The organism is Sphingomonas sp. BK069 (assembly GCF_014193405.1).
Classification (GTDB): domain Bacteria; phylum Pseudomonadota; class Alphaproteobacteria; order Sphingomonadales; family Sphingomonadaceae; genus Sphingomonas.
The window spans coordinates 254,873-267,908 of the sequence record NZ_JACHZH010000002.1 but is presented as its reverse complement, the minus strand read 5'-3'; the positions used below and the strand labels follow the sequence as shown (position 1 = coordinate 267,908).

The 13,036-nt window shown below is 70.2% G+C and carries 8 protein-coding genes; 6 read left to right on the top strand and 2 right to left on the bottom strand.

The window, feature by feature from the left end; all coding sequences use genetic code 11:
- Positions 1–10: 10 nt before the first annotated feature.
- The 6 genes from FHY02_RS09840 (at position 11) to FHY02_RS09815 (ending at position 11,063) form a co-directional block, all read left to right on the top strand.
- Positions 11–2,434: a glycogen/starch/alpha-glucan phosphorylase gene (locus FHY02_RS09840; protein ID WP_183921751.1), complete on the top strand. Its 2,424-nt coding sequence runs from the start codon at positions 11–13 to the stop codon at positions 2,432–2,434.
- Entirely contained in the window at positions 2,431–4,596 is a 2,166-nt protein-coding gene (gene glgB, locus FHY02_RS09835; protein ID WP_183921750.1) for a 1,4-alpha-glucan branching protein GlgB, read from the top strand. Before FHY02_RS09840 ends, glgB begins: the two co-directional genes overlap by 4 nt.
- Positions 4,597–4,854: 258 nt before the next feature.
- Positions 4,855–6,114 carry a glucose-1-phosphate adenylyltransferase gene (gene glgC / locus FHY02_RS09830; protein WP_183921749.1) on the top strand — a complete coding sequence of 420 codons (1,260 nt, stop codon included), beginning with the start codon at positions 4,855–4,857 and terminating at the stop codon, positions 6,112–6,114.
- Position 6,115: 1 nt separating this feature from the next.
- Positions 6,116–7,690, top strand: a complete 1,575-nt coding sequence (glgA, locus tag FHY02_RS09825; protein ID WP_183921748.1) for a glycogen synthase GlgA — start codon at positions 6,116–6,118, stop codon at positions 7,688–7,690.
- The gene (locus FHY02_RS09820) at positions 7,687–9,306 is read left to right on the top strand and encodes an alpha-D-glucose phosphate-specific phosphoglucomutase (RefSeq protein WP_183921747.1); all 1,620 of its coding nucleotides are present in this window, start codon (positions 7,687–7,689) and stop codon (positions 9,304–9,306) included. The genes glgA and FHY02_RS09820 overlap by 4 nt, the downstream gene beginning before the upstream one ends.
- The gene (locus FHY02_RS09815; protein WP_311731814.1) at positions 9,303–11,063 is read left to right on the top strand and encodes a glycogen debranching enzyme; all 1,761 of its coding nucleotides are present in this window, start codon (positions 9,303–9,305) and stop codon (positions 11,061–11,063) included. Before FHY02_RS09820 ends, FHY02_RS09815 begins: the two co-directional genes overlap by 4 nt.
- Here the strand turns inward: FHY02_RS09815 and FHY02_RS09810 are convergent.
- Positions 11,053–11,370 (bottom strand): PilZ domain-containing protein, encoded by a 318-nt coding sequence (locus tag FHY02_RS09810; protein ID WP_183921746.1) that lies wholly within the window; start codon positions 11,368–11,370, stop codon positions 11,053–11,055. The two genes, FHY02_RS09815 and FHY02_RS09810, sit on opposite strands and share 11 nt — an antisense overlap.
- Positions 11,371–11,599: 229 nt before the next feature.
- Positions 11,600–12,946 carry a methyl-accepting chemotaxis protein gene (locus tag FHY02_RS09805; RefSeq protein ID WP_183921745.1) on the bottom strand — a complete coding sequence of 449 codons (1,347 nt, stop codon included), beginning with the start codon at positions 12,944–12,946 and terminating at the stop codon, positions 11,600–11,602.
- Positions 12,947–13,036 lie beyond the last annotated feature (90 nt).

Below are 13,036 nucleotides of genomic sequence, written 5' to 3'. Positions count from 1 at the left end.
GGCCAGACACTTGACCGCGACCACCGACGTCAGCGAGCGCGGGCCGCTCGCGCTCGCCATCATCGACACGCTCGTCCACCGCATCGGCAAGGACGAGCGCGCCGCGCGCCCGCACGACTGGCTCGAGGCGACGATCCTCACGCTGCGCAACGAGATCATCGAGCGCTGGATGGCCTCCACTAAGCAGGCGCACGCCGCTGGCGCCAAGCGGGTCTATTATCTCAGCCTCGAGTTCCTGATCGGTCGGCTGCTGCGCGACACGCTCGCCAACCTGCGTCACCGCGACGAGGTGGGCGAGGCGCTGCGCCAGCTCGGCGTCGACCTCGGCGGGATCGAGGAGCTGGAGCCCGACGCCGCGCTCGGCAACGGCGGCCTCGGGCGGCTGGCGGCCTGTTTCATGGAGAGCCTGGCGACGCTCGACCTGCCCGCCTACGGCTACGGCATCCGCTACGTGAACGGCATGTTCCGCCAGCGCATCGACGACGGCTGGCAGGTCGAGCTGCCCGAGACCTGGCTGGCGCATGGCAATCCCTGGGAGTTCGAGCGGCGCGAGAGCGCCTATTTCGTCGGCTTCGGCGGCGAGGTGACCGGCGACGAGGCCGGCCGTGTCCACTGGCAGCCCGGCGAGGCGGTCGAGGCGGTCGCGGTCGATACGCCCGTGGTCGGCTGGCGCGGCAAGCGCGTCAACACGCTGCGGCTGTGGACCGCGCGCAGCCTCGACCCGTTCAAGCTCGATGCCTTCAACCGCGGCGACTTCGAGGGCGCGATGGCGGACCAGCTCCGCGCCGACAGCCTGGTGCGCGTGCTCTACCCCAACGACTCCACCGCGGCCGGGCAGGAGCTGCGGCTGCGCCAGGAATATTTCTTCTCCTCGGCGTCGATCCAGGACATCGTTCGCCGCCACATCCAGTATTTCGGCGACATCCGCACGCTGCCCGATCGCGCCGCGATTCAGCTCAACGACACCCATCCCGCGGTGGCGGTGGCCGAGCTGATGCGGCTGCTGGTCGATCACCACGAGCTCGACATGGATGCGGCCTGGGCGATCACCCGCGCCACCTTCGGCTACACCAACCACACCTTGCTGCCCGAGGCGCTGGAGAGCTGGCCGCTGCCGCTGTTCGAGCGGCTGCTGCCGCGCCACATGCAATTGGTCTACGCGATCAACGCCAAGCTGCTGCGCGAGGCGCGCGCCGCCGAGGGGATAGACGACCGCGCCATCGCCGCGATCAGCCTGATCGACGAGGGCGGCGAGCGCCGCGTGCGGATGGCCAACCTCGCCTTCGCGGGCGCGCACAGCGTGAACGGCGTGGCGGCGCTGCACACGCAGCTGATGAAGTCGACCGTCTTCGCCGACCTCCACCGCCTCTATCCCGACCGGATCAACAACAAGACCAACGGCATCACGCCGCGGCGCTGGCTGCAGGGCTGCAACCCCGCGTTGACCGCATTGATCACGGAGGCGATCGGGCCGGACTTCACCGACGACGCGCAGAAACTGCCCGCGCTCGCCCCCTTTGCCGAGGACGCGGGATTCCGCGAGAAGTTCGCCGCGGTGAAGCGCGCCAACAAGGTCGCGCTGGCCGAGCATGTCCGCGACACGATCGGGCTGCGGCTCGATCCCGACTCGATCTTCGACGTCCAGATCAAACGCATCCACGAATACAAACGCCAGCTGCTCAATCTGGTCGAGACGGTGGCGCTGTACGACCAGATCCGCAGCCATCCCGAGCGCGACTGGACCCCGCGCGTGAAGCTGTTCGCGGGCAAGGCGGCGTCGAGCTACGTCAACGCCAAGCTGATCATCAAGCTGGCCAACGACGTGGCGCGGCGGATCAACGGCGATCCCAGCATCGGCGGGCTGCTCAAGGTGGCATTCCTGCCCAATTACAACGTCAGCCTCGCCGAGCGGATGGTGCCGGCGGCCGATCTCTCCGAGCAGATCTCCACCGCGGGCATGGAGGCCTCGGGCACGGGTAACATGAAGTTCGCGCTTAACGGTGCTCTGACGATCGGCACGCTCGACGGCGCCAATATCGAGATCCGCGACCATGTCGGCGCCGACAACATCGTGATCTTCGGGATGACCGCGGAGGAGGTAGCAGCGAAGCGCGCAGGTGGGTATTCGCCGCGCGCGGTGATCGAAAATTCGGCGGAGCTGGCGCAGGCGGTGAACGCGATCGCCTCTGGCGTGTTTTCCCCGGATGACCCGAACCGCTACCGCGATCTCATGAACGGCCTGTACGACCACGACTGGTTCATGGTCGCGGCCGACTTCGACGCCTATGCCGCCGCGCAGCGCGAGGTCGACCGCCGCTGGGGCGATCGCGATGGCTGGCAGCGCAGCGCGATCCGCAACACCGCCAACATGGGCTGGTTCTCGTCCGATCGAACGATCGGCGAGTATGCGCGCGAGATCTGGGGCGTGCTGTGAGGCCGCCGGCGGCAGCGATCGACGCGCTGCTCGACGGCACCAGCGCCGATCCCTTCGCCCTGCTCGGCGCGCATGCCGGGCCTAAGGGCACGTTCGCGCGCGCCTGGATACCGGGCGCGGAGAGCGCCGAGCCGCACACGCTCGCGGGCGCGCCGCTCGGCACGCTCGACCGCGTCGACGACCGCGGACTGTTCGAGGGCGTGATCGAGGGCGATCCCCAGGCGCTGCGCTATCGCGCGCGCGGCGGCGGAGCGGAATGGTGGGTGACCGACCCGTACAGCTTCGGTCCCGTGCTCGGCCCGGTCGACGACCTGCTGATGAACGAGGGGACGCACTTCCGCCTCTACGACAAGCTCGGCGCGCACCTGCTCCACCACGAGGGCGCCGATGGGGTGCATTTCGCGGTGTGGGCGCCCAACGCGCGGCGCGTCGCGGTGGTGGGCGACTTCAACGACTGGGACGCGCGCCGCCACGGCATGCGGCTGCGCGCCGACACCGGCGTGTGGGAGATCTTCCTCCCCGATATCGGCGCCGGGCGCGCCTACAAATACGCCATCACCGGGCCGGACGGCGTGATGCAGCCGCTCAAGGCCGACCCGTACGCCTTCGCCGCCGAGCTGCGCCCCAAGACCGCCTCGCTCACCACCGCGCCGCCGACCCATGAATGGGGCGACGCGGCGCACCGCGACGCCTGGGCCTCGGTCGACCCGCGGCGCGTGCCGATCAGCATCTACGAGGTCCACGCGGGCAGCTGGGACCGCGACGAGAACGGCTGGTATCTCAGCTGGGACGAGCTTGCCGAGCGGCTGATCCCCTATGCCGTGGCGATGGGCTTCACGCACATCGAGTTCATGCCGATCTCGGAACATCCCTATGATCCGAGCTGGGGCTATCAGACCACCGGCCTGTTCGCGCCGAGCGCGCGCTTCGGCGACCACGAGGGGTTCGCGCGCTTCGTCGACGGCGCGCACCGCGCCGGGCTGGGCGTGCTGCTCGACTGGGTGCCGGCGCACTTCCCGACCGACGCGCACGGGCTCGCGCATTTCGACGGCACCGCGCTGTACGAGCACCAGGACCCGCGGCTCGGCTATCACCCCGACTGGAACACCGCGATCTACAATTTCGGGCGGCGCGAGGTCTCCGCGTTTCTGGTCAACAACGCTTTGTTCTGGGCCGAGCGCTACCATGTCGACGGGCTGCGCGTCGATGCGGTGGCGTCGATGCTGTACCGCGACTATTCGCGCAAGGCCGGCGAGTGGATCCCCAACACAGAGGGCGGGCGCGAGAACTGGGAAGCGGTGGAGTTCCTGCGCGCCACCAACAAGGCGGTCTACGCGCGCCACCCCGGCGTGATCACCGTCGCGGAGGAATCGACCAGCTGGCCCGGCGTGACCACGCCCGCCTATGACGAGGGAGCCGCCAGCGCGCTCGGCTTCGGCTTCAAGTGGAACATGGGCTGGATGCACGACACGCTCCAGTACATGGCGCGCGACCCGATCCACCGCCGCCACCACCACCACAATATCACCTTCGGGCTGGTCTACGCCTTCAGCGAGAATTTCGTCCTGCCGATCAGCCACGACGAGGTGGTGCATGGCAAGGGTTCGATGCTCACCAAGATGGCCGGCGACGACTGGCAGAAGTTCGCCAACCTGCGCGCCTATTACGCGATGATGTGGGGCTATCCCGGCAAGAAGCTGCTGTTCATGGGGCAGGAGTTCGCACAGCGCCAGGAATGGAGCGAGGAGCGCGCGCTCGACTGGGGGCTGACCAACTCATCCGCGCACGACGGCGTGCGCAAGCTCGTGCGCGATCTCAACAAGGTCTACCGCGAGCACCGCGCGCTGCATGCCCGCGACTGCGAGCCCGAGGGGTTCGAGTGGCTGATCGGCGATGACGCGGAGAACTCGGTGTTCGCCTGGCTGCGGCGTGCGCCCGGTGCGCCGCCGGTGGCGGTGATCGTCAACATGACGCCAGTGGCGCGGATGCCCTATCGCGTGCCGCTGCCGCTCGAAGGGCGCTGGCGCGAGCTGATCAACTCGGACGCGCAGGAATATTGGGGATCGGGGCTCGGCAATCTCGGTGGCGTCGTCGCGGCGGCGGGCTATGCTGACGTTACCCTGCCGCCGCTGGCGACCGTGATGCTGGAGTTCGAAGGGTGAGCAGCGCTCAGAAGAGCCGCGTGAGCACCGCGATGATCATGGCCCAGGCCAGGATCGAGGGAATAATGGCCGTCATCAACCCGCGGATCAGACCGTCGGGCGAACGATACGGATATGCGCGATCCATTGCAGATCCTCTCTTATCATTGTCGTTCCTTGATACGCCATCACTGACTGAGCAACGCGGAATCTGCTCGAGCGTTCCGAACCTAACCGGCCGACGCGCGGCAGTAAAGACGATACAGGGAGGAGTCTGACGTGGACGAACGCAGAGGTCAGCCGCTGGCACGCGACGCCATGGCCTATGTTCTGGCCGGCGGTCGCGGGAGCCGCCTCAAGGAACTTACCGATACGCGAGCGAAACCAGCCGTCTATTTCGGCGGCAAGAGCCGGATCATCGATTTCGCGCTGTCCAACGCGATCAACTCGGGCATCCGGCGGATCGGCGTCGCGACACAGTACAAGGCGCATTCGCTGATCCGCCACCTGCAGCGTGGATGGAACTTCCTCCGCCCCGAGCGCAACGAGAGCTTCGACATCCTGCCCGCCTCGCAGCGGATCAGCGAGTTTCAATGGTACGAGGGCACCGCCGACGCGGTCTATCAGAACATCGACATCATCCAGGACATCGCGCCCGAGTTCATGGTGATCCTGGCCGGCGATCACATCTACAAGATGGACTATGAGATCATGCTGCGCCAGCACTGCGACAGCGGTGCCGACGTCACCGTGGCGTGCCTCGAGGTGCCGCGGCACGAGGCCAGCGCGTTCGGCGTGATGCACGTCGACGAGCAGGATCGCATCATCGATTTCGTCGAGAAGCCCGCCGATCCGCCCTCGATCCCGGGCCAGCCCGATCGCGCGCTCGCCAGCCTCGGCATCTACGTGTTCCACACGCGGCTGCTGATCGACCAGCTGCGTCGCGACGCAGCGACGGAAGGGTCGGCGCGCGACTTCGGCAAGGACATCATCCCGTACCTGGTCAAGAACGGCAACGCCTATGCGCACCGCTTCTCCGCCAGCTGCGTCCGCTCGCCCGACGAGCCCGCGGCCTATTGGCGCGACGTCGGCACGGTGGACGCTTATTGGGAGGCGAGCATCGACCTCACCGACGTCGTGCCGCAGCTCGACCTCTACGATCGCGAGTGGCCGCTGTGGACCTATTCCGAGCTGACCCCGCCGGCCAAGTTCGTCCACGATATCGAGGGGCGGCGCGGCCAGGCGGTGTCGAGCCTGATCGCGGGCGACACGATCATCTCGGGCTCGAACGTGCATCGCAGCCTGGTGTCGACCGGGGTGCGGGCGCACAGCTTCTCGTCGCTGGACGAGGCGGTGGTGCTGCCGCATTGTCACATCGGCCGCGGCGCCCAGCTGAGCAAGGTGGTGCTCGATCGCGGTGTGATCATCCCCGACGGGCTGATCGTCGGCGAGGATCCGGAGCTTGACGCCCATCGGTTCCGCCGCACCGAGAAGGGCGTCTGCCTGATCACCCAGCCGATGATCGATCGCCTCGGCTGACATGGCGCTCTCGGTCCTCTCGGTCGCGTCCGAGGCCTATCCGCTGGTGAAGACCGGGGGGCTGGGCGACGTGGTCGGCGCGCTGCCCGCCGCGCTCGCGCCGCATGGCGTCGACGTGACCACCTTCCTGCCGGGCTATCCGCGAGTCCTCGCCGCGCTGGAGGCTGATGCCGCCAAGCGTGCGCGTGCTCCGGCGAACGCCGGAGCCCAGAGTCACAAGGGTGACGAGCGCGGCCCTGGGCTCCTGCGTGCGCAGGAGCTCGATGGTTCAGGCGAGGTGAGTCACGGATGGGGCGCGCCGCTGCACCGCTGGCCGGACCTGCTCGGCGCGCCGGCGCAGCTGCTCGAGGGCGAGATCGCGGGACATCGCCTGCTCGTGCTCGACGCGCCCGGCTATTTCGCGCGCGAGGGCGGGCCGTACGGCGACCCGGCCGGGCGCGACTGGGACGACAACTGGCGCCGCTTCGCCGCCTTCGCGCGCGCCGCGGCGGACGTGGCGGGTGGCGCGGTGGCGAGCGAGCGCTTCGACGTGCTCCACGCGCACGACTGGCAGTCCGGGCTGGCGCCGGCCTATCTCCGCTTCGCGCCGCCCGCGGCGGACGTGCCGCGCACGGTGATGACGATTCACAACATCGCCTTCCAGGGGCGCTATGACGCCGGCATCTTCGCCTCGCTGGCGTTGCCCGCGCACGCCTTCGCGGTCGACGGCGTCGAATATTATGGCGGCGTCGGCTACCTCAAGGCGGGGCTCGAGTCCGCCGACGCGATCACCACGGTGAGCCCGACCTACGCGCGCGAGATCCTCTCGCCCGATTTCGGCATGGGGCTGGAGGGGCTGATGCGCACGCGCCAGCGCCGCGTCAGCGGGATCGTCAACGGCATCGACACCGCGGTGTGGTCGCCGTCCGCCGACCCGTCGCTGCCGGCGCGCTACGATGCCGCCACGCTCGCCCGCCGCGTCACCAACAAGCGCGCGGTGGAGGAGGCCTTCGACCTCGACGCCGGTGACGGCCCGATCTTCTGCGTCGTCAGCCGGCTGACGTGGCAGAAGGGGATGGACGTGCTCGCCGACGCGATCCCTGCACTGGTCGAGCGCGGCGCGCGGCTCGCGCTGCTCGGCTCGGGCGACGCCTGGATCGAACAGGCCTTCCGCGACGCCGCCGAGCGCTTCCCCGGCCAGATCGGCGTGCGGCTCGGCTATGACGAGGCGCTGTCGCACCTGCTCCAGGCGGGCAGCGACGCGATCCTGATCCCGTCGCGCTTCGAGCCGTGCGGACTGACCCAGCTCTACGGCCTCGCCTATGGCTGCGTCCCCGTGGTGGCGCGCACCGGCGGGCTCGCCGACACCGTGATCCACGCCAATGCCGCCGCGCTCGCGGCCGGTGTTGCCACGGGTATTCAGTTCGATACCGTCACCTACGAGTCACTGGTGGGTGCGATCGCACTGGCGACCGACCTCTACGCCGATGCCGAGCGCTGGGAGCAGATCCAGCGCGCCGGCATGGCGGCCGATTTCTCATGGGCGACGAGCGGTCGCCGTTACGCGTCATTGTACAGGGAGCTGCTCGCCGCATGATCGTCACCACCGCTACCACGCCGTTCGACGACCAGAAGCCCGGCACCTCGGGGCTGCGCAAGAAGGTGCGCGTGTTCGAGCAGCCTAACTACGCCGAGAACTTCATCCAGTCGGTGTTTGACGTGGTCGAGGGCAAGCAGGGCGCGACGCTCGTGATCGGCGGCGACGGTCGCTACCTCAACCGGGTCGTGATCCAGAAGGCGATCCGCATGGCCGCGGCCGCGGGCTTCGCACGCGTCGTGGTGGGGCAGGGCGGCATCCTCTCGACCCCCGCCGCCTCGAACGTGATCCGCCAGCGCGGCGCGCTCGGCGGGCTGGTGCTGTCGGCGAGCCACAATCCCGGCGGCCCCGACGAGGACTTCGGGATCAAGTACAATGTCGCGAACGGCGGCCCAGCGCCCGAAAAGGTTACCGAGGCGATCCACGCGCGCACGGTGTCGCTCAGCGAGTGGCACGCCGCCGACAGCGCCGACATCGACCTCGACACGCTCGGCGAGGTCACGGTGGAGGGCATGGCGGTCGAGGTGATCGACCCCGTCGCCGACTATGCCGCGCAGATGGAGCAGCTGTTCGACTTCGCCGCGATCCGCTCCGCCGGGCTGACGGTGGCGTTCGACGCGATGAGCGCGGTGACCGGGCCGTACGCGATCGAGATCCTCGAGCGCCGGCTCGGCTTCGCGCCGGGCACGGTGCGCAACGGTACGCCGCTGGAGGATTTCGGCGGCCATCATCCCGACCCCAACCTCGTCCACGCGCATGAGCTGTACGAGCTGATGATGTCCGCCGACGCGCCCGACTTCGGCGCGGCCTCGGACGGCGACGGCGACCGCAACCTGATCATCGGGCGCAACCGCTTCGTCACGCCCTCGGACAGCCTCGCGATGCTCGCGGCGAACGCGCATCTCGCGCCGGGGTACAAGGACGGGCTCAAGGGCATCGCGCGCTCGATGCCGACCAGCGCCGCGGCCGACCGCGTCGCCGAGAAGCTCGGCATCCCCGCCTATGAGACGCCGACCGGCTGGAAGTTCTTCGGCAACCTGCTCGACGCCGGCATGGCGACGATCTGCGGCGAGGAAAGCGCGGGCACCGGCAGCGACCATGTCCGCGAGAAGGACGGGCTATGGGCGGTGCTGCTGTGGCTCAACATCCTGGCGGCGACCGGCAAGAGCGTCGACCAGATCGCGCGCGCGCATTGGGCCACCTACGGCCGCAACTATTACGCGCGCCACGACTATGAGGGCGTCGACAGCGCCGCCGCGGACACGCTGATGCGCGAGCTGCGCGGCAAGCTGGCGACACTGCCGGGAACGAGCGTCGCCGGGCTTACGATCGCCGAGGCCGACGACTTCGCCTATGAGGACCCGACCGACGGTTCGACCAGCCGCAACCAGGGCGTGCGCGTGCTGTTCGAGGGCGGCAGCCGTGTCGTCTTCCGTCTCTCTGGCACGGGCACCAGCGGCGCGACGCTGCGCGTCTACCTCGAGCGCTACGAGCCGGCGGGCGGTGACCTCGACGCCGAGACCGGCGACATGCTCGCCGACATCGTCGCCGCGGCCGAGCAGCTCGCCGCGATCCGCCAGCACACCGGCCGCGAGCGCCCCGACGTCGTGACGTGACCGCGGTCATCGAGGCGGGCGGCGTCACCTTCGCGGTGCGCGCGCCCGCCGCGGCGGTGCTATGGCTATGCCTGTTCGACGGCCAGGACGAACGCCGTGTCACGATGGCACGCGACGGCGAGGGCTGGCGCGTCCACGTCACCGGCGTCGGCGAGGGTGTGCGCTACGGCTTCCGCGCCGAGGGCGACGCGCCGTTCGACGTGGCCAAGCTGCTCGTCGACCCGCACGCGACCGAGCTCGACCGAGCCTTCGCCTACGATCCGCGGCTGGCCGCGTACGGCGCCGACACCGCCGCGCTGGTGCCCAAGGCGATCGTGCGCGCGCCGCTGCCGCCGCGCGATCTGCCGCCGCTCACGCGTGCGGGCGGGCTGATCTACGAGATCAACGTCCGCGGCTTCACCATGCTGCATCCCGAGGTGCCCGCGGCGCAGCGCGGCACCGTCGCGGCGCTGGCGCACCCCGCGGTGATCGCGCACCTGCGCAAGATCGGGGTCGACGCGGTCGAGCTGATGCCGATCACCGCTTGGATCGACGAGCGCCACCTGCCGCCGCTCGGGCTGCGCAACGCCTGGGGCTACAACCCGGTGGTGCCGATGGCGCTCGACCCGCGGCTGGTGCCCGGCGGCATACGCGAGCTGCGCGACACGGTCGCGGCGCTGCGCGCGGCGGGGATCGGCACGATCCTCGACCTGGTCTTCAACCACACTGGCGAGAGCGACCTGCTCGGCCCGACGCTGTCGCTGCGCGGGCTCGACGACACGGCCTATGCGCGCGCGTCGGACGGCACGCTGATCAACGATACCGGCACGGGCAACACGCTCGATTTCGCGCGGGGCTGGGTGCGCGCGCTGGTGTGCGACTCGCTGCGCCACTTCGTCGCACAAGCGGGGGTGGACGGCTTCCGCTTCGATCTCGCCACGGTGATGGCGCGCGGCCCCGGCTTCGCCGCCGACGCGCCGATCTTCGCCGAGATCGCGGCCGACCCGCTGCTCCACGACCGCGTGATGATCGCCGAGCCATGGGACACCGGGCCGGGTGGCTACCAGCTCGGCGCCTTTCCGGAAGGCTGGTGGGAGTGGAACGACCGCTACCGCGACGACGTGCGCCGTTTCTGGCGCGGCGACGGCGGCGCGGGGGCGCTGGCGACGCGGCTGTCGGGATCGAGCGACGTGTTCGGCGCCGAGCGCACGCGCGGGGTAAGCTTCGTCGCCGCGCACGACGGCTTCACGCTCGCCGACCTCGTCGCGCACGCCGAGCGCCACAACCACGCCAACGGCGAGGACAATCGCGACGGCCACGGCGGCGAGATCGCGTGGAACAACGGCGTCGAGGGTGCGAGTGACGATCCCGCGGTACGGGCGCGGCGTGCCGCCGACGCGCGCGCGCTGCTGGCAACGCTATTCGCCACCCGCGGTACCATCATGCTCACCGCGGGCGACGAGTTCGGCCGCACCCAGCGCGGTAACAACAACGCCTATGCGCAGGACAACGCCACCATTTGGCTCGACTGGGCGGGACGCGACGTCGCGCTGGAGGATGTCGTCGCCGCGCTGGCGGCACGGCGTCGCGCGCTACCCGCGCTGCGCGATCCGACGCTACGGCACGATGCGCGCTGGTATCGGCTCGACGGCGCGCCGATGCGCGACGCCGACTGGGAGGGCGCCGACGGTGTCGAGCTGCGGCTGCCGGAGTTCACCGTCCGCGTCGACCGGACGGCGCGGCAGGTCGAGCTACGCGCGACCCCGCTCAGCCGCTGATCGCGACCGGTGCGGCGTTGCTGCTCGCCTCGACGACTCGGCGCAACTCGTGCGAGTTCAGCGTCTTCATGAACTCGCAGCCGAACACGTCACCGTCGTTCCAGGCGATCCGCGCGTGATGCTCGCTGCCCCCCGGCAGCGACAATTTGAGCAAGGTCCCGACGGCGAGCGGCAAAGAGATGCGCGCGCGCAGCCCGTTCGCCGAGACGTCGAGGATGGTGACCGAGATCGCGACGCGCGCCATCGCGCGGCACTCGGTGCTGAAGCGCGGGTCGCGCCGGTTGTCGATACTGGGCTGCGAGGCCACGCGGAACATCCCCCCTTGGTGTCGGGACGGAAGGTAGCATCTGCTGGTTAACGATAGGTAAGGCGGGATGAACGCGGCGAAAGGTGTGGAGCGGGTGACGCCCGCCGAGCCGGAGCAGCGCGTGCTCCACCGGCGGCACATGGCGGGGCGGCAGCGGCACCGCTTCGAGCAGCCAAGCGCTGGCATGATCGCCCGTGATGTCGCGGCCGATCGCGCGCTGCGGCGAACCTCAGCTCCCGTGGCGCGTCAGGGTCGCGCGCCGCGGTGGGGCAGGCGAGGGTCGCGCCGCGCGTTCGAGCCGGAAGCGCGCGAGCTGGTGGCCGAGGTCGGCGGCGCGCTCGGCCAGGTCGATCGAGGCGGCGTCGGTCTGCTGCGCCATCGCGGCATTGTCCTGCGTCATCCGGCTCATCTCGCTCACCGCGGCATTGACCTGCCCGAGCCCCGCCGCCTGCTTGCGCCCGCTGTCGGCGACGCGCGCGACCAGCGCGCGGGCGTCGTCCACGCGCGTCAGGATGTGGCGCAGCGCGGCGTCGGTCTCGCCGACCAGCCGCACCCCCGTGGCGATCTCGCCCCCGACCGCGCCGACGCGCGCCTTCACCTCACGCGCCGCCTCGGCCGAGCGCTGCGCCAGGGCGCGCACCTCCTGCGCCACCACCGCGAAACCGCGGCCGGCGTCGCCCGCACGCGCCGCCTCCACGCCCGCGTTGAGCGCGAGCAGGTTGGTCTGGAAGGCGATGCCGTCGATCAGCGCGATGATCTCGCCGATCTCGGCGCCGCTGCGCTCGATGCCGTGCATCGCCGCGATCGCGCGCTGCGCCACGTCGCCGCTCGCCGCGGCCGCCGCGCTCGCCTCGGCGGCGAGCTGATCGGCGCGCGTGCCGTCCTCCGCCGCGGCGGCGACATCGCGGGTGAGCTCCTGCAAGGCGGCGGCGCTCTGCTCCAGCGCGGCGGCCTGGCGCTCGGTCCGCTCGGCGAGCGACTCGGCGCCGGCGCGGATCACCTGCGTCTCCGCCTCGATCGCGCTGGCCCGCTCGCGCACCGCGGTGACGATCGCGCGGAGATCGACCAGCACCTGATTATACGCGGCGCGTACCGGCTCGTAGCGCTCCGACAGCGCGGTCGCGATCGGCTGGCTGAGGTCGCCGCCGGCCAGCCGCGCGAGGCCGGCCGTGATCGCGCCGATCAGCGCGTCGATCTCGCTGATGTCGATGCAGGTCACGATCATCGCCGGCCGGCCGTGGCGCTGGGCCAGGAAGAGCGAGACGAGCGCCGGGAATTGCGTTCCGTCCTTGCGCAATCCGCGGAACGGCATGCGGGCCACGCCGGCGCGCTGCGCCTCCTTCATGAGCGCGCCGACCGCGGCCTTGGTCGGCTCGCCGTCGGCCTGCAGCTCGGGCGAGGTGAGCCCCAGCGGCTGACCGATGAATTCCTCGCGCGTGCGGCCGAACAGGCGGAGCGTGGCCGGATTGCAGTCGACGTAACGGCCGTCCTGCACGATGTAGATCGCCTCGGGCGACGCCTCGAAATAGAGTTCGGCGGTGGATTGGCCGCGACGGCCCGATGTCCAGCTGCGCACGTTGATGCTGCCCCCTCCCGACCCCTTTCACTATCCTAGTGCAGCGGCGCGCGGTGCAGCGGCGTGTCTGACCCGGGGTGGGGAGGAGAA

Coding starts and splice junctions, on each gene's coding strand:
- glgA (WP_183921748.1), top strand. CDS start 6,116: ATGGCGCTCTCGGTCCTCTCGGTCGCGTCCGAGGCCTATCCGCTGGTG.
- FHY02_RS09820 (WP_183921747.1), top strand. CDS start 7,687: ATGATCGTCACCACCGCTACCACGCCGTTCGACGACCAGAAGCCCGGC.